Annotated in this window: 17 protein-coding genes; 9 read left to right on the forward strand and 8 right to left on the reverse strand. The window is 63.6% G+C overall.

Translation table 11 applies throughout. The annotated features are described in order from the left end of the window. Both EOA23_RS19930 and greA read left to right on the forward strand, forming a co-directional pair. Positions 1-408: tetratricopeptide repeat protein (locus EOA23_RS19930; protein WP_127305411.1), on the forward strand; the 408-nt coding region annotated here is incomplete at its 5' end. 263 nt (positions 409-671) lie between these two features. Continuing rightward, positions 672-1,145 (forward strand): transcription elongation factor GreA, encoded by a 474-nt coding sequence (gene greA / locus EOA23_RS19935; RefSeq protein WP_027168132.1) that lies wholly within the window; start codon positions 672-674, stop codon positions 1,143-1,145. A 188-nt stretch (positions 1,146-1,333) separates the two neighbouring features. Here greA and waaC read toward each other — a convergent pair whose 3' ends face one another. Genes waaC through rfaD form a run of 3 tightly spaced genes read right to left on the reverse strand, consistent with a single transcriptional unit; the run spans position 1,334 to position 4,232 of the window. Beyond that, a complete protein-coding gene (waaC, locus tag EOA23_RS19940; protein ID WP_127305412.1) occupies positions 1,334-2,308 on the reverse strand; it encodes a lipopolysaccharide heptosyltransferase I in 975 nt (324 codons plus the stop codon). Beyond that, complete coding sequence (gene waaF / locus EOA23_RS19945; protein WP_127305413.1) at positions 2,305-3,312, reverse strand: lipopolysaccharide heptosyltransferase II; 1,008 nt, start codon at positions 3,310-3,312, stop codon at positions 2,305-2,307. The genes waaC and waaF overlap by 4 nt, the downstream gene beginning before the upstream one ends. Next, positions 3,285-4,232 (reverse strand): ADP-glyceromanno-heptose 6-epimerase, encoded by a 948-nt coding sequence (gene rfaD / locus EOA23_RS19950; protein ID WP_127305414.1) that lies wholly within the window; start codon positions 4,230-4,232, stop codon positions 3,285-3,287. Before rfaD ends, waaF begins: the two co-directional genes overlap by 28 nt. Positions 4,233-4,333: 101 nt before the next feature. Here rfaD and EOA23_RS19955 point away from each other — a divergent pair, with 101 nt between their 5' ends. From EOA23_RS19955 to EOA23_RS19970, 4 genes are all read left to right on the forward strand, one after another. Beyond that, complete coding sequence (locus tag EOA23_RS19955) at positions 4,334-4,966, forward strand: LysE family translocator (protein ID WP_127305415.1); 633 nt, start codon at positions 4,334-4,336, stop codon at positions 4,964-4,966. 152 nt (positions 4,967-5,118) lie between these two features. After that, complete coding sequence (gene rfaE1 / locus EOA23_RS19960) at positions 5,119-6,603, forward strand: D-glycero-beta-D-manno-heptose-7-phosphate kinase (protein ID WP_127305416.1); 1,485 nt, start codon at positions 5,119-5,121, stop codon at positions 6,601-6,603. A 7-nt stretch (positions 6,604-6,610) separates the two neighbouring features. Then, positions 6,611-7,183, forward strand: a complete 573-nt coding sequence (locus tag EOA23_RS19965; RefSeq protein WP_126059816.1) for an SIS domain-containing protein — start codon at positions 6,611-6,613, stop codon at positions 7,181-7,183. Next, on the forward strand, positions 7,176-7,805 hold the full coding sequence (locus EOA23_RS19970) for an HAD family hydrolase (RefSeq protein WP_127305417.1): 630 nt from the start codon (positions 7,176-7,178) through the stop codon (positions 7,803-7,805). Before EOA23_RS19965 ends, EOA23_RS19970 begins: the two co-directional genes overlap by 8 nt. 69 nt (positions 7,806-7,874) lie before the next feature. On the opposite strand, the gene EOA23_RS19975 is transcribed toward EOA23_RS19970, so the two are convergent. Further along, entirely contained in the window at positions 7,875-8,351 is a 477-nt protein-coding gene (locus EOA23_RS19975) for an Lrp/AsnC family transcriptional regulator (RefSeq protein ID WP_095817346.1), read from the reverse strand. A gap of 233 nt (positions 8,352-8,584) precedes the next feature. On the opposite strand from EOA23_RS19975, the gene trxB reads away from it, so the two are divergent. Together trxB and EOA23_RS19985 are read left to right on the forward strand one after the other, a co-directional pair. Continuing rightward, the gene (gene trxB, locus EOA23_RS19980) at positions 8,585-9,559 is read left to right on the forward strand and encodes a thioredoxin-disulfide reductase (RefSeq protein WP_126059818.1); all 975 of its coding nucleotides are present in this window, start codon (positions 8,585-8,587) and stop codon (positions 9,557-9,559) included. A gap of 72 nt (positions 9,560-9,631) precedes the next feature. Then, positions 9,632-10,528, forward strand: coding sequence for a LysR family transcriptional regulator (locus tag EOA23_RS19985; protein ID WP_042646207.1), 897 nt, complete (start codon positions 9,632-9,634; stop codon positions 10,526-10,528). A 14-nt stretch (positions 10,529-10,542) separates the two neighbouring features. Here EOA23_RS19985 and EOA23_RS19990 read toward each other — a convergent pair whose 3' ends face one another. The 3 genes from EOA23_RS19990 to EOA23_RS20000 form a co-directional block, all read right to left on the reverse strand. Next, positions 10,543-11,043: an isoprenylcysteine carboxylmethyltransferase family protein gene (locus tag EOA23_RS19990; RefSeq protein WP_127305418.1), complete on the reverse strand. Its 501-nt coding sequence runs from the start codon at positions 11,041-11,043 to the stop codon at positions 10,543-10,545. Positions 11,044-11,732: 689 nt separating this feature from the next. Further along, entirely contained in the window at positions 11,733-13,781 is a 2,049-nt protein-coding gene (locus EOA23_RS19995) for an elongation factor G (RefSeq protein WP_127305419.1), read from the reverse strand. 203 nt (positions 13,782-13,984) lie between these two features. After that, the gene (locus tag EOA23_RS20000) at positions 13,985-15,514 is read right to left on the reverse strand and encodes an EAL domain-containing protein (RefSeq protein ID WP_127305420.1); all 1,530 of its coding nucleotides are present in this window, start codon (positions 15,512-15,514) and stop codon (positions 13,985-13,987) included. A gap of 307 nt (positions 15,515-15,821) precedes the next feature. On the opposite strand from EOA23_RS20000, the gene EOA23_RS20005 reads away from it, so the two are divergent. Further along, positions 15,822-16,217 carry a cupin domain-containing protein gene (locus tag EOA23_RS20005; protein ID WP_127305421.1) on the forward strand — a complete coding sequence of 132 codons (396 nt, stop codon included), beginning with the start codon at positions 15,822-15,824 and terminating at the stop codon, positions 16,215-16,217. Between the two features lie 66 nt (positions 16,218-16,283). Here the strand turns inward: EOA23_RS20005 and EOA23_RS20010 are convergent. Beyond that, the coding region (locus EOA23_RS20010; protein WP_145966444.1) for a pyridoxal phosphate-dependent aminotransferase at positions 16,284-17,128 on the reverse strand (845 nt) is incomplete at its 5' end.

The following is a 17,128-nucleotide window of genomic DNA, read 5'->3' on the forward strand; positions in this document are numbered from 1 at the left end:
GTCTGGGACAAGAAGAAGAACAAATGCGTGAAGCCGCAATATGGCATGCTGGACGACGACAGCATTTATGAGGCCGGCCACGATCTGGCGATGGCCGGGCGCTATGACGAGGCGATCTCGGTGCTGACGCTCGCCGCCAACAAGCAGGATCCGCGCATCCTCAACTATCTCGGCTATTCGCATCGCCATTCGGGCCGCGTCACGGTCGGCCTCGGCTACTACGAGGAAGCGCTGCGCATCGACCCGAACTACACGCTTGTGCGTGAATATCTCGGCGAAGCGCATCTGCAGATCGGCGATCTCGCCGGCGCTCAGGAACAGCTCAAGGAAATCGAAAAGCGGACCGGCACGGGCTCGCGCGAATACGGCATGCTGTCCGAGCAGATCAATCATTTCCTGCGGAGCTGAACAAGGCTTCAAGCTCTTCGGGCCGGCTGCGAGCAATCGTAGCCGGCTTTTTGTTGTTCGCCATCAACCAGCATCCGCGAAAGCGGTGATCATTTTGCCGAACTTCATTTTTGCACGTGAAAATCGCGCCAAGATCGCTATATTCAGGGAAATTGTGGTGAAACGGTTCCGTTAGCCCGAGGCTGCCGGACCGTTTTCTTTTTGTACCCATTTGACAAGGCTGCTCCCGAAAAGCGGGGGTGGCGGCAGGAAAGGTCAGGCATATGATCAAGGTCCCGATGACAGGCGAGGGGTTCGCGTCATTGAAGGAAGAACTGCGTTGGCGCCAGCAAGAGGAGCGTCCGCGGATCATCGAGGCGATCTCCGAAGCGCGCTCGCATGGCGACCTGTCCGAAAATGCCGAATATCACGCGGCCAAGGAGTCGCAGAGCCACAATGAAGGCCGCATCAACGAGCTCGAGGATCTGATCGCGCGCGCCGAGGTCATCGACGTCTCCAAGCTTTCCGGCGACAAGGTGAAGTTCGGCGCGACCGTCGTGCTCGTCGACGAGGACACCGAGGAAAAGAAGACCTACCAGATCGTCGGCGACCAGGAAGCGGACGTGAAGTCCGGCCGCATCTCGATCTCCTCGCCGATCGCGCGAGCGCTCATCGGCAAGGAAGTCGGCGACGCCATCGAGGTCAACGCTCCCGGCGGCGCTCGCGGGTATGAGATCGTCCAGGTGCAATTCATTTAGTGCGCTTCGCCAGATTGGGATGACGTTTCATTGAATTGTCATCCTGATCTAACTCTTTGTTAGAACATGATCTTTCGGTTCTCACTTTTCGAGATCATGTTCTTGCGTCGATTTCTGAGCCGGCTCGCTGCGGATCCATTGCAAACGTTCGGAATTGGCTGAAGCCTCCGTGACGAAGCAGCCGCGGTCTAAGCTGGCGCGTCTGATCTGAGCGCCAGCTGGCGCTCCGCTTCCGCCATCACCTCAGCAGGCGTTACCTTGCCGCCGGCTGGCGCCATCAAGGTCGATGCAAACTTCCCGCGCGGGCCGGTGAGACCGGGCTCCGTTGCCAGGAAGATAGCGACGGTCGGGACGCCGAAGGCGCTGGCGAGGTGGGTGAGTCCGGTGTCGGCGCCGATGACCAGCGTCGAACGGCCGAGGATCGCGGCGACGTCCGCGAGCGGCGATTTCGCAACCAGCACCGTCTTTGGCACGGCACCGGCGATCGCCTCTGCCACCCTCTTTTCCGCCTCATTCGACCATGTGACCACCGGCGTGAATTGCCGGTCGGCCAACTCGCGCGCGGTTCCGATCCAGTCCTCGGCCGGCCATTTCTTGTCCTCGCGGCTGGTGCCGTGGAGCAGGAAAGCGGTTTTGCCTTCAACGCCGGGCAGCGCGCCCGCTGGCGGCACGATGCCGGACTCGAGCGCCGACAGGTCAGGCTGGTAGCCCAGCGCCAGGCCGAACAGCCGCCTGGTGCGCTCGATAGCATGCAGGTCGCGCGGCACGGCGTATTTGCGCTGATAGAACAACGTCGCCGAAGGCTCACGGGCGCTGGCGCGGTCGAAGCCGGCAATCGGCGCGCCGGCCTGGATGGCGACCAGGGCCGACTTCAGCAAGCCTTGCGCGTCGATGACAAGATCGTACCGGGAGGCACGGAGCGCTCGGCGCAAACCGGACATCTCGCGCCATGTGCCGCCGTCGAAAAGCCTCTTGCGCCAACGCCGGACCGCCACCTTGTGGATCGCTCCGATCGCCGGATGCAAGGCCACGATGCCGGCAAACGGCTCCTCCACGCACCAGTCGAAGCTGATATCGGGGCGGTTGCGCACCGCGTCCTCGACGGCCGGAAACGTGTGAATGACATCGCCCATCGACGATGTCTTGACGATCAGCACTTTCATGCGGCCGCCGAAACCTTGAGCAGGCGGTCGGCCGCGGCAGTGACGCGCGCGACATCGAGCGTCTTCAGGCAGTTGAGGTGCCCGAGCGGGCAGATCTTCTTATGGCAGGGCGAGCAGGACAGATGCAGCCAGATCAGTTCGGAGCGCTCGCTGAGCGGCGGCGTGTTTTCCGGCGACGTCGAACCGTACACGGCGACGATGGGCGTGCCGACGGCTGCCGCGACATGCATCAGGCCGCTGTCGTTCGAGACCGCAAGCTTCGCCGCGGCGATCAGGTCGATGGCGTCCTCCAGCCGCGTCTTGCCGGCAAGGTCGATGGCGCCGGGCGCGAGCGTCGCGATCTCCCCGGTCACGCCGGCATCGTTCTTCGAGCCGAGCAGCACGACGCCCAGACCCTTTGCCATCATGTCCCGGGCAAGCCCGGCATAGTGATCGCTCGGCCAGCGTTTTGCCGGGCCGAACTCGGCGCCTGGCATGAGCGCCACGAATTTCCTTCCCGTCAGCCCGAACCGCGCCAGCAGATCAGCCTGGTTGGCCTTGTCGACGGCGAGCCTCGGCGCGCGAAACGTGCCGCCGCGCGCCAGGCCGAAATAGGCGCGCGCGGTGCGCCGTTTCAGCGCTTCGGGCAGCGGCACGATATCGGTGAGCAGTCCGTAGCGCATTTCGCGCAGATTGCCGACACGATGCGGGATGCGGGCAAAGAACGGGATCAGCGCCGATTTCCAGCTTCCCGGCAGCACATAAGCCATGTCGTAGCGGCCGCGCAGCAGGCGGCCGAAGCGCCTGCGGCTGCGGAATTCGAGCGCGCCCGGCATCAGCGGAAAATCGATCTGGCTGCGTATCTCGGGCATGCGCTTGACCAAAGGCGCTGCCCAGGCCGGCGCGAGCACATCGATGGCCGCGCGCGGATGTTTTTCCTTCAGCGCCGCAAACAGGCACTGCGCCATGACCATGTCGCCCACCCAGCGTGGGCCGATCACGAGGATCGTTGGGCCTTCAGCCATTCGACATAGTCCCTGACGCCGGTTTCGACTGTGCGGAATTGGCCATTGTAGCCGGCCGCGCGCAAGCGAGACATATCAGCCTGCGTAAAACTCTGGTAGCTGCCCTTGAGATGGTCGGGGAAGGGGATGAACTCGATCTCGCCCTTGCCCAGCGTGTCGATCACCGTTTCGGCGATGGCGCGGAACGGCTGGGCGCGGCCGGTGCCGCAGTTGAATATGCCGCTCTGGCCCTTTTTCCAAAGCCACAGATTGACGTCGGCGACATCGCCGACATGGATGAAGTCGCGGCTCTGCTCGCCCGGGCCGAAGTCGCCATAGGCGCCGAAGAGTTTCGGATTTTCACCGCGCTCGACCTGGTTGAAGAGATGGAAGGCGACGGACGCCATGGCGCCCTTGTGCGCCTCGCGCGGTCCGTAGACGTTGAAGTAGCGCAGCCCCGTCACCTGCGAATGGTCGGCGTCGACATTACGACGGACATAGTCGTCGAACAGCTTCTTCGAATAGGCATAGACGTTGAGCGGGCGCTCGAATTCGGGCTCCTCCCGGAACTCGCTGCCGCCGCCATAGACGGATGCGGAGGAGGCATAGAGGAAAGGCACGCGCAAAGCGAGGCAGGCATGCAGGAGCCGCTTCGAATAGGTGTAGTTCACCTCCATCATGAACTTGCCGTTCCACTCTGTGGTGGTCGAGCACGCGCCCTGGTGGAAGACGGCCTCAATGCGGCCGAGCGCGCCGTTCTCGAACTGGGCGAGAAAATCGTCCTTGTCGAGATAGTCGGCGATACGAAGGTCGGCGAGGTTGGCGATCTTGTGGCCGTCGGTGAGATCGTCGACTACGACGATGTCGTCATGCCCCTCGGCATTGAGAGCGGCGACGATGTTGGAGCCGATCATACCGGCGCCGCCCGTGACGATGATCATGCTTTTCAGCCTTGCTCCGTTGCCGATTCCGGCCCTTATAGGGGAGGTGGACGGGAGTGTCGATAAAGCAGGCGCTACCACAGTACCATGAGGGACCAAGCATGCCGTCGACCGAACTGCTCATCGCGTTTTTCGCCACCACCGCGATCTTCGCCTACATTCCCGGTCCTGCCATGCTCTACGCCGCTGCGCAGACAATGGCGCGTGGCCGTTGGTCCGGGCTGACGGCGGTACTTGGCATTCACCTTGGCGGTTATTTCCATGTCTTTGCGGCCGCCGCCGGCCTGTCGGTGCTGTTCCACGCCGTGCCGCCGCTCTATCTGGCGGTCAAGCTCTGCGGCGCGCTTTATCTGATCTGGCTCGGCGTTTCCATGTTCCGCAAACGGACGGCCGGCGATACGGCTCTGCCGGCCATCGAGCGGAAATCGGCTCGGCGCGCCTTTTTCGAAAGCATCACCGTCGAGGTGCTCAATCCGAAGACGGCGATCTTCTTCATGGCGTTCTTGCCGCAATTCATCGATGCCTCGGCGGCGTTCCCGGTCTGGCTGCAGTTCGTCGTGCTTGGAACCATCGTCAATCTGATGTTTTCCTCCGCCGATATTGTTTGCGTATTCCTGGCCGGCGCGATGATCGCCCGGCTGCGGCGTTCAGGGCGGGCGCAGCGGCTGATGCAGCGTGCAGGCGGCGCCGTGCTGGTCGGCCTCGGCGTCCACGTGGCCCTGCAGAGAAGCTGATTGCACAGCTGGTTCCGGCCGCAGCCAATCGGGGCCTGCCGTTGCGCTCGCCCCAATTGCGGTATATCCGCATCGCGTTGAGCGAGGTGCGCCACAATTCCGGCGCTGAAAGCTAATCAAGTCCTGCCTTTTTCAGGCATATGTCGAGCGAGATGATCAAGCACAATCCGCCCTCTCCGGAACCTCTGCATCGCACCATCGCCCGGTTCGGCGAGGTCACCGTGCTGGTGGTCGGCGATTTCATTCTCGACCGTTTCGTCAGCGGCGTGATCGAGCGCATCTCGCCGGAGGCTCCGATCCCCGTGCTGCATGGACGGGGCGAAACGCTGAACATGGGCGGCGCCGGCAATGTCGTCTCCAACATCGTTTCGCTGGGCGGGGCGGCGATACCCGTTTCGGTGATCGGCGCCGACCAGGCCGGCAACAATCTGATGCGCATGCTCGGCGAGATCGGCGTCGACACGGACGGGCTTCTGCAGCGGCCGGACCGCATGACCTCGTCGAAAAGCCGCTTCAGCGCGCTTAACCAGCAGGTGCTGCGCTTCGACGAGGAAGAGATCAAGCCGCTCAGCTCCGCCGAGCGGGCGAAGCTCATCGATCATTTCCAGGCCGCGCTTGGCGGCGCCGACATCGTGATCCTTTCCGATTACGGCAAGGGCATCCTGCTCGACGGCGTCGCCGGCGAGCTGATCGCGATCTGCCGCGACGCCGGCAAGCCGGTGCTGGTCGATCCGAAGGGGCGCGACTATGCGCGCTATGCCGGCGCCACGGCAGTGACGCCGAACCGCAAGGAGCTTGGCGAAGCGGTCGGGCGCAAGGTGTTCGGCGATGACGAGATCGTGGCCGCGGCGCGCGACCTGATCGCCGAGCATGATTTCGAGTTCATCGTCGCCACGCGCAGCGAGAAAGGCATGAGCGTGGTCTCCGCCGAGGATGCCCGCCACATCTCCACCCAGGCCCGCGAAGTGTTCGACGTTTCCGGTGCCGGCGACACGGTCATCGCGAGCTTCGCGCTTTCGCTCGCCGCCGGCGCCGACCGGGTGCATGCCGCCGTCATCGCCAATGCGGCCGGCGGCGTCGTGGTGGGAAAACGCGGCACGGCACGATTGAATGTCGAGGAACTGTCCGGCGCGCTGTTCCGCTCGCATGGGCCGACGGCTCATACCGATGCCATTCTTGACGCCAATGCTGCGGCCAGGATGGTCGCCGCCTGGAAGGAAGAGGGCCTCACGGTCGGCTTCACCAATGGCTGTTTCGACATCCTGCATGCCGGCCATGTCAGCCTGCTGCATGCCGCCCGCAGCCAGTGCGACCGGCTGGTGCTTGGCCTCAACAGCGACGATTCGGTGCGCCGGCTGAAAGGGCCGGGGCGTCCCGTCAACAACCAGCATGACCGCGCCTGCGTGCTGGCAGCGCTTGCCTCGGTCGACGCCGTCGTCGTCTTCGAGGAAGACACGCCGCTCAAGCTGATCGAGGCGCTGCTGCCCGACATCCTGGTCAAGGGCGCGGATTACACGATGGAGACCGTGGTCGGCGCCGATGTGGTGCAGAAAGCGGGCGGGCGCGTGGTGCTGGTCGACCTCGTCGCCGGCAAGAGCACGACGAACACGATCGGCAAGCTGCGTGCCGCAAACTGAGGATCTCATGTCCGATTTGAACGACTATCTGGTCCGCTCCGCGGCGGCGATCTCGGCAATGGTCGAGCGCAACCTCACCGGCGAGATGGAGCGCGCGGTGGGCTCGGTCGTAACCGCGCTTGCGCAAGGCAAGGCGCTGCTGATCTGCGGCAATGGCGGCTCGGCCAGCGATGCCATCCACATCGCCGGCGAGCTGGTCGGCCGCTTCCTGAAGGAGCGCAAGGCCTACAACGTCATCGCGCTGCCGGCCAACGCCGCGGTGCTGACCGCCTGGGGCAACGATTACGGCTTCGACACCGTCTTTTCGCGCCAGGTCGAGGCGCATGGATCGGAAGGCGCCGTGCTGCTTGCGATTTCCACCAGCGGCAATTCGCCAAGCATCCTTGCCGCCGCCGAGCAGGCGCGCATGATGGGCATGACGGTGATCAGCCTGACCGGCGACACCGGCGGCAAGCTCGCGCCGCTGACCGACATCCTGCTCAACGTGCCGTCGACCTCGACGCCGATCATCCAGCAGGGGCATCTCTGCCTCTACCACCATCTATGCGAGGCGGTCGAAGCGCGTCTCAGCAATGGCTGAGAGCGAAGGCTTTCCGCTGGCCCGGCCGGGCCTTTGGGTCGAGCGGGTTGGTGACCGGAGCTTTCCGGCCGGCTGGCCGGCGCTGTTCCTCGATCGCGACGGCACGATCAATCTCGATACCGGCTATCCCGACGATCCGGCGGCCATGGCGCTGCGCGATGGCATCGCGCCGGTCATCGCGGCCGCGAATGAGCGCGGCATTCCGGTCGTTGTCGTCACCAACCAGTCCGGCATCGCGCGCGGCTATTTCGGCTGGGACGCGTTCGCCCGGGTCAACGGGCGCGTGCTCGACCTGCTGGCTGAACAGAACGCGTTTGTCGACATGGTGCTGGCTTGCGCCTACCACGAGGCCGGCACCGGTCTACTGGCGATGGCCGATCATCCGATGCGCAAGCCCAATCCAGGCATGCTGCTGGAGGCGGGCCGGCAGCTCGGCCTGGACTTGAAACGATCACTGATCGTCGGCGACAAGCTGGCGGATATGGAAGCCGGCCAGCGCGCCGGCCTCGCGCGCGGCTGGCTTGTCGACGGCGAAGGCTCGATGATGGGCGGGCTTTCGGTGTTGCCATTGCGCGACGCAACGGACCTTGGTGGACTACTCACCGCGATACGATCGCTTTGATCGCAGGTTGATTCAAGACCTGAAGTTAAGCCTGTTGTTTCTGCAGCGGAATTTCCGGAAGCCGGCACATTAAGTCGGGAAGGCCACCAGCCCCTCATCCTTGACGCGGCGGATGGTCAAGGCGGTGCGCACCGTGTCCACATTCGGGGCCGAAGCCAGTTCCTCGATGACGAAGGTCTGGAAGGTGCCGAGGTCGCTTGCCACGCAGTGCAGCAGGAAATCGGATTCGCCCGAGACCATCCAGGCGTCGCGCACGATCGGCCAGCCGCGCGTGCGCTCGGCGAAGGTCTTCAGCTCGGCATCAGCCTGATGGTGCAGGCCGATCAGGCAGAAGGCGACGACATCCATGCCGAGCGCCGGCGCGTTGAGAAGCGCGCGGTAACCGCGGATGATGCCGGCTTCTTCCAGCCGCCTGACGCGGCGCAGGCAGGGCGGAGCCGAGATGCCGACCCGGCTCGACAACTCGACATTGGTCATGCGCCCGTCGCTTTGCAATTCGCGCAGGATCTTCCAGTCGATGGCGTCGAGGTCGGCTTTGAGCGGCATGGCTGTCTCGGCTCTTGCGCAAGAATCTTTCGCGAATTTGTAATTAAACGACTTTTGTGTCCGCGCCAGCCCCTCATTGACGCGATTTTTAGAGGTAACAAAAGCTGCGATTTTGCGAATACCCAGCTGACGGCAGCTTTCCGGGGACGACGGTCCGTTCGTCTTGCTGCCATGGTTGGCAACCCTTACATTATCCTCGACAAAACCACGGCCGCGCGCCGCAGGGGACTTTCATGAACACCAAACATGCGCCCGTTCTTATCATCGGTTCCGGCCCGGCCGGCTACACGGCGGCGATCTATGCCGCCCGCGCCATGCTGAAGCCGATGCTGGTCGCCGGCCTGCAGCAGGGCGGCCAATTGATGATCACCACCGACGTCGAGAATTATCCGGGCTTCGCCGATCCGATCCAGGGCCCCTGGCTGATGAGCCAGATGCTGGCGCAGGCCGAGCATGTCGGCACCGACATCATCAACGACATCATCACCGAGGTCGACCTCAATGTACGGCCGTTCCGCGCCACCGGCGATTCCGGCACGGTCTACACGGCGGACGCGCTGATCATCGCCACCGGCGCGCAGGCCAAGTGGCTGGGCATCCCGTCGGAGCAGACCTTCATGGGCTTCGGCGTTTCGGCCTGCGCCACCTGCGACGGCTTCTTCTACCGCGGCAAGGACGTCGCGGTGGTCGGCGGCGGCAATTCCGCGGTCGAGGAAGCGCTCTATCTGTCGAACCTCGCCAAAAGCGTCACCGTCATCCATCGGCGCAGCGATTTCCGTGCCGAGCGCATCCTGCGCGAGCGGCTGCTTGCGAAGGACAATGTCCGCGTCATCTGGGACACGGTGGTGGACGAGATCACCGGACGTCCGGGCAAGGCGCCGCTGCCGCCTTCCGTCGAAGGCCTGACACTGCGCAATGTCGTGACCGGCCAGGAATCGAAGCTGCCGGTCGACGGCGTGTTCGTCGCGATCGGCCATGCGCCGGCGGTCGAGCTGTTCGTCGGCAAGCTCAAGCAGAAGCCGAACGGCTACCTGTGGACGGCACCCGATTCGACCCGCACCGACGTGCCCGGCGTGTTCGCCGCCGGCGACGTCACCGACGATGTCTACCGCCAGGCGGTGACGGCCGCGGGGCTTGGTTGCATGGCGGCGCTCGAGGCGGAAAAATATCTGGCTGGCATCGAGGTTCACCGCGAAGCGGCGGAGTGACAAATCGGCTGAAAAAGGCCGTTTAAAAGCCTGATTTTTCATTCAGACGCCAAATGCAACGCGAGGGGAATCATGGCGCTGGACTGGGACAAGCTACGCGTATTTCACGCAGCGGCGGAGGCTGGGTCGTTCACCCATGCCGCCGAGACGCTGCATCTGTCGCAATCAGCCATTTCGCGGCAGGTCAGCGCACTGGAGCATGATGTCGGCGTAGCACTCTTCCACCGTCACGCGCGTGGCCTGGTGCTGACCGAGCAGGGCGAGATGCTGTTCCGCACGGCGCATGACGTCCTGATGAAGCTGGAAACCATCAAGACGCGGCTCACCGAGACCAAGGACCGCCCGTCGGGTGTGCTCCGGGTGACGACCACGGTGGGGCTGGGCGCCGGCTGGCTGACCGAGCGCGTGCAGGAATTCATCGAGCTCTATCCCGAGATCAGCCTGCAGCTGATCCTGGCCAATGAGGAGCTAGACCTCACCATGCGCCAGGCCGATTGCGCGATCCGGCTGCGCCAGCCGCAGCAGCCCGACCTTATCCAGCGGCGGCTGTTCACGGTGCATTTCCACCTCTACGCGGCGCCGTCCTACATCGCCAAGTTCGGCAGGCCGGCCTCGATCGCGGAGCTCAGGAACCATCGCATCGTCACCTTCGGCGTGCCGGTGCCTTCGCATCTGTCGGAGCTGAACTGGCTGGAGACGGTCGGCGATTTCGAGGGCGCGCAGCGGGTGCCGACACTGCAGATCAACGACATCCTGTCGATCAAGCGGGCGGTGCAGGGCGGCGCGGGCATCGCCATGCTGCCGGACTATGTGATCAACAAGGACTCGAACCTGGTGCAGCTGCTGCCGGAGACCGAGGTGCCGTCCTTCGACACCTATTTCGCCTATCCCGATGCGATGAAGAACCAGGCGAAGCTCCACGTTTTTCGCGATTTCGTTATCGCCAAGGCGCGCAGCTGGTCTTACTGAATGCCCGGCCGAGACTACTGCCCGCGCCATGGCGTCAGCCGGGGCAGCCAGCCGGGCACGGCGCGGCGGTAGGCCTCGTATTCTTCGCCATAGCGTTGGGCGAGTGTCGGCTCTTCATAGAGCTTGACGAACGAGACCATCGCAGCCGCGGCGATCAGGCCATAGAGCAGCACCGGCCAGCTTGAAAAGATGAGAACCTGGCCGAGAATGATCGCCAGCACGTCCACGTACATCGGGTTGCGGACATGGCGGTAGATGCCGCCCACAACCAGTTTCTCCGTCGGCGCCACAGGAGCGGGCGTGCCCAGCCCTTCGCGGGCAAAACGGGCGAATGCGTGCAGCAGGATCGCAGCTGCTACGATCACGAGAATAGAGCCCGTGGCCACGAAGCCCGGCACATTCGCCTGAGGTTTGCGATAATGGTCGGTCAGCAGCCAGGGCATCAGTCCGGCGACAACGCCCGGCGCGACCACCAGAAACACGGCGCTGCCGGCGATTGCTGAAAAAGTCCGCATCATCGATCTCCTGCCGCAAAAATAATCTCGGCATGCCGAAATGGGCATCATTTGCCGAGTCGCCTATATTTCGGAGCAAATCTGCTTGATTTGGCATTTAAGCAGTCGCTTTAGATCAGGAAACGGCTCGAAATTCGCGATTTTCCTGGTCCTATGGCTTTCTGGAATGGGTTGGACCACAGCCTGCGTCTTTTTGCATGCGTGTGTTGCAAAATAGATGCTTGTTTCTTGGGCATGATGAGCACATATATAGTCGCATCTCCAGGGCGCGTTCTCCTCCCATTAGCGCCCTTGAGTGTTCCCCTCTGGAGGTTAGCCCTAATCGGCACTTCCAATCAAACTCAGCCGGATCTTTATTGATCCGGCTTTTTTGTTGCCCGCATGCCTTCGAGCCGGCAAAAACACGACCGAATCCGGCACGTAACAGTGACATGTAACATCGGGTAACATGTCGCGGACGCAGTCTATGGTTTAACTAGAGCATAGGACGCGGTTGGTCGGTTCGAGAGATGGGGGCATCACTCGAAATGGCCGGGCTCAGGCAGCTACCGCGTCCGAACCATTTGTCCGGATGCGGCGGACCAGCCGTTGCCTCCCAGGAAGACGGTCCGCAATTGAAACGGCGTCCGGGTGAACCGGACGCCGTTTTCATATCGTCAGCGGACAGCCCGTCAGGCACTCCGACCTGTTCAGGCGGCCTTGCCGTTGGCGTTCATGGCCTCGTCGGCGAGCCGGCCGGTGAGCTCGGCCATATGGTCGAAGGTTGCCTTGTAGCTGGCGACGCCGGCGGTGGCCGAGCGCAGCTCGATGATCAGGTCACCGATTTCGGCCTGCGGCATGGTCGCCTCGACGACGTCCCAGCCCGGCCAGTCGGGCCGCGCGTCATAGCCGAGGATTTGGCCGCGCCGCTGCGGGATCAGCGCGATGATCTTCGACGTCGCGTCGGAAGGCGTGACGATCTCGACCTTCATCACCGGCTCCAGCAGGACCGGCGAGCAGGCGGCCATGCCTTCCTTCATCGCGAGCTTGGCCGCCATCTGGAAGGCCATGTCCGAGGAGTCGACCGCATGGTAGGAGCCGTCCGACAGGTTGACGGCGACGTCGACGACCGGGAAGCCGAGCGGGCCGGTCTTCAGATAGTCGCGAACGCCGGTCTCGACCGACTGGATGTATGTCTTCGGCACCACGCCGCCGGTGATGGTGTCGGAGAACTGGAAGCCGGAGCCGCGCGGCAGCGGCTTGATCTCGATCACCACGTCGCCGAACTGGCCGTGGCCGCCGGACTGCTTCTTGTGGCGGCCGCGCTGCTGCGCCGATTTGCGGATCGTCTCGCGGTAGGGCACCGCCGGGGCATGGCCCTCGATTGGAATCTGGTTCTTGCCCTCAAGGCGCTCGCGCACCACGCGCAGATGCATCTCGCCGTGGCCCGACAGCACGGTCTCGGCCGAATCCTGATTGTGACGCAGGCTGAGCGAAGGGTCCTCCTCGGCCAGCCGCTGGATCGCCGCCGACATCTTGACCTCGTCCTTGCGCTCCTTGGGGCGAAGCGCGAAGGCGAAGACGGGCTGCGGCGGCTCGAGCGTGACCAGTGGCCGGATACCGCCCTTGGCCGAACTCAGCGTCTGCCCGGTCTTGACGTTGTCGAGCTTGCCGAGCGCGACGGTGTCGCCTGCCTTGGCCGATGTCTGCTTGATCTGGTCCTTGCCGAGCATCCTGTAGATGCCGGAGACCTTCGTCGTGTCGCCGTTGGACAGGAAAAGCTCGGCCGCGTCGGCCAACTGGCCTGAAAGCACGCGCGACACCGAAAGCTTGCCGCCATGCGCCGTGTGGATGGTCTTCATCACCTGCACCACAGTCTGGCTTTCCGGCGCGCCAAGGCGCTTCCTCGTCGCCTCGACATCCGGCGCGTCGTGGCGAATGGCCTTCAACAGGCGCAGCACGCCGTTGCCTTTCTCGGCCGTGCCGATCAGCACCGGCGTCACCGCGCCGGCGCGCAGGTCGGCCGAGAGGTCGTCGAAGATCGCGTCCTTCGGCGGCTCGATCTCCTCCAGCAATTGCTCCATCAGGTGATCGTCGTGATCGGCCAATGTCTCCAGCATGGAGAAACGCGCTTCCAGCTCGCGCGCCTTGTCGTCGTTCGGGATCTCGGCGACCTGGCTTTCGGCGTATTCGCGATAGATGTAGGCGCGTTCCAGCGCCAGATCGATCGAGCCGATGACGATGCCGTCCTTGCGCACCGGAATCTGGCGTAAGAGCAGCGGCACCGAACTTGCCGGCTGCAGCATCTTCAGCGTCTCGCGCACGCCGGCGATCGCCTTGTCGACCTTGTTCAGGAACAGGATGCGCGGAATGGCGAGATCGTCGAGCTTGCGCATGATCAGCTGCAGCGCCGGGATCTTCTTCTCGTCGGCCTCGGCGACGACGACCGCAAGGTCGCACGCGGCAAGCACGGGTTCGGCCTCGAAGGCGAATTCGATGGAGCCGGGGCAATCGACGAAGGTGATCTGCTCGCCCATGAAATCGGTGGTGGCGAAGGTCGCCTCGACGCTCATGGCGTGGGCGCGGGCTTCGGGCGAATGATCGGAGACGGTGTTGCCCGATGAAACGGGTGACTGGCGAGGTATGGCGCCCGTGCGGGCGAGGATTGCTTCGAGAAGTGTCGTCTTACCGCTTGCAAAGGGACCGACTATGGCGATGCATTTCGGTCCCGTGCGTCGTCCTCCGGCGCGAGTACCCATGGCTGACCTCCACTCAGGCGTTTCCCAAGAGAGCGATCAGCAAAAGTGGAAACCGGTTTTTGCGTCCGATCGCACCCTGTGCAGAGCGGCGGCCGGCCTGTTCGGCCGTCGCGGGCGGGGTTTATCCACCCCTTCCCAAGGCCATCGTCACACGGGTTCGCCGGGAGGGCAAGAAAAATAGGATTTTCGCCGGCTTGGGTTTGTCAGGCCGTGAGGGCGAGCGGCTCGCGGCCGGCGACACACAAGGCGCTTGCCTTGTCGCGTGGCGCTGGCTTGCCGAAGAAATAGCCCTGGAAGCGGCTGCAGCCGGCTGTTCGGGCGAGGGTGAATTCCTGCTCGGTCTCGACGCCTTCCGCGACGATGGCGATCTCCTGGATGCGAGCGATCTGGGCAAGCGCCGAGACGAAGATCTGCGCCACCTGGTCATGGGCGAGGCTGCGGATATAGGAGCGGTCGATCTTAACGCTGTCGATGGGCAGCGACTTCAGATAGTTGAAACCGCAATGTCCGGTGCCGAAGTCGTCGAGCGCGATGTGGAAGCCGAGGCCGCGCAGCGCCTCCAGGCGCCTCAGCACCTCCGGCGTCGCGGCCGTCGCCACCGTCTCGGTGATTTCGATGATGAATTGCGAGGCAGACCGGCCGGTTTCGCGCAGGATCCTGTCGCACATCGTCACGATCTCGTCGCGTTTCAGCTGCTCGCCGGAGACGTTGATCGAGATGCGCCGTCCGGGAAAATGCCCGATATCGGCACAGGCGCGCTTGAAGACCCATTCGCCGATCATGTCGATCAGCGTCGAGCGCTCGGCGATCGGGATGAATTCCGCCGGCGAGATCAAGCCGCGCACGGGATGGCGCCAGCGGATCAATCCCTCCAGCGCGTCGACCGAGCCGTCGGGATCGACGATCGGCTGATAATGCAGTTCCAGCTCGCCGAGATAGATCGCGGCGCGCAGCTCGCGTTCCACCAGCCGGCGATAGCGTTTGTCCGACAGCATCTCCTCGTCGAAGACGGTGACGCGGCCGCGGCCGCCTGCCTTGCTTTCGTAGAGCGCAAGGTCGGCCAGCAGCATCAACTCAGCGCCGTTCGAAGCATGCAGCGGCGCAAGCGCCACACCCACCGAGATCGACAGCGGAATGATCTTGCCTTCATGTCTTTTGCCGGCCCGCATCGCATCGAGCAGCCGGCGCACGTCCTTGCTGATGACGGCGACGTCGCCATGAGGAACCATGACGCCGAACTCGTCGCCGCCGAGCCGGCCGATGACGCCGTCCTCGAAGATGCGTTGCGCTTCCGCGACCAGATGGGCCAGCGCCAGGTCGCCGAACTGATGGCCGAAAGTGTCGTTGAGCTGCTTGAAATGATCGAGGTCGATCAGAAGCAGGCTTGCCTGGCGACGGTTGCGCAAACCGCCCAGCCGGTCGCGCAGCGCTTCGATGAAATAGCGCCGGGTCATGGCGCCGGTCATGGCATCGACGGTGAGAAAGCGGTGCTTCTCGGCTTCGGCATCCTCCGCCGATTGCAGGCGCTGGACGACGCTCGAGCGCATATACATCAAGACCAGAAGCGCCATCAGGGTCGATGCCGCCGACATCGTCAGCGCGCCGGCGCGGGAAGCGTTCTCCGTCAGCGCGAAAGCCGCGAGCCCGGTGGCCGCGATGCTCATCACGAGCAGAGCCTGGATGCCGCGATAGATACGGCCGCTATGATCCTTGATTGTCGCCAAGATACTCATGTCCGCGCCCCCACAGCACGCGCCATGGCTAGAACCTCAGCCGTTAACAAACGCTGAGCGCGGCGACCGCCTTGACCTGTTCTCTGGCGGCTGGATCGAGGCGGCGATTTTATAGTTAAAAAGCAATGATTTATGACGGTATTCAGACATTCTAAAATAGAAAATGCTGGTGCCTGAGCGCCCAACCGGAGCTGCCGCGCCGGCAACATCCCAAAGCCGTTGCAATGGCCTCTCCGCAGGAGGAGACTGCTCCACGAGAGGCCGAGCGCGGCCCCTTGTTCAACCAACGAGTTCGAGGATCTGAACGATGAAGATCATTGCTTGCGGCAGCGTGCCGACGATCATCGCGCCGGAGGCGTATTTCACCGGGCGGGTGCTGCAGACGCCGATCATCGAGAAAGAAGCGCCGGCGCGGCTGAGGGCGACGCTGGTCAGTTTCGAGCCCGGCGCGCGCACTTACTGGCACACGCATCCGCTTGGGCAGACGCTCTATGTCACGGCCGGCGCCGGACTTGCCCAGAGCTGGGGCGAGCCGGTCCAGACGATCAGGGCAGGGGACGTCATCTCCTTCGCGCCGGGCGAGAAGCACTGGCATGGCGCCGGATGGAAAACCGCCATGACCCATATCGCCATGCAGGAGGCGATGGACGGCGTCCATGCGGAGTGGCTGGAAGCGGTGACACCGGAGCAATATGGCGGCTGAGACAAGCCTCTGACAAAAAACCCGGCGTGACGCCGGGTTCTTCGCGTTCGGAGCTTCTCGCGCCCTTCAGGTCAAGGACGCGGTGAAGCGCTGGATGCGCGTGCAGGCTTCCTCCAGCAAGGTTTCCGAGGTCGCGTAGGAGATGCGGAAATTCGGACCGAGGCCGAAGGCCGAGCCGAACACCACCGCCACACCTTCGGCGTCGAGCAGTTCCGAGCAGAAGGCTTCGTCGGTGTCGATCACCTTGCCGGACTTCGTCTTCTTGCCGATCAGCTCAGCGCAAGACGGATAGACGTAGAAGGCGCCTTCGGGCGAGGGGCAGGATATGCCGCGCGCCTGGTTGAGCATCGAGACGACGAGGTCGCGCCGGCCCTGGAAGATCGCCTTGTTCTTCGCGATGAAATCCTGCGGGCCGTTGAGCGCCTCGACCGAAGCCCATTGCGCGATGGTGCAGGCGCCCGAGGTCTGCTGGCCCTGGATCATGTCCATCGCCTTGATCAGCGGCACCGGGCCGGCGGCGTAGCCGATGCGCCAGCCGGTCATGGCATAGGCTTTCGACACGCCGTTCATCGTCAGCGTCCGCTCGTAAAGATTCGGCTCGACCTCGGCGATGGTCTTGAAGACGAAGTCGCCATAGGTCAGATGCTCATACATGTCGTCGGTCAGCGTCCAGACATGCGGATGCTTGAGCAGCACGTCGGCCAGCGCCCTGAGCTCGGCCTCCGTGTAGGCGGCGCCCGACGGGTTGGACGGCGAGTTCATCAGCAGCCATTTGGTCTTCGGCGTGATCGCCTTTTCCAGCACCTCGGCCGTGAGCTTGAAGCCATTGTCGATCGAGGTGTCGGCGAAGACCGACGTGCCGCCGCAGATCGCCACCATTTCGGGGTAGCTCACCCAGTAGGGACGAGGAA

Origin of the sequence: Mesorhizobium sp. M2A.F.Ca.ET.042.01.1.1, from assembly GCF_003997405.1 — a bacterium.
Lineage (GTDB): Bacteria > Pseudomonadota > Alphaproteobacteria > Rhizobiales > Rhizobiaceae > Mesorhizobium.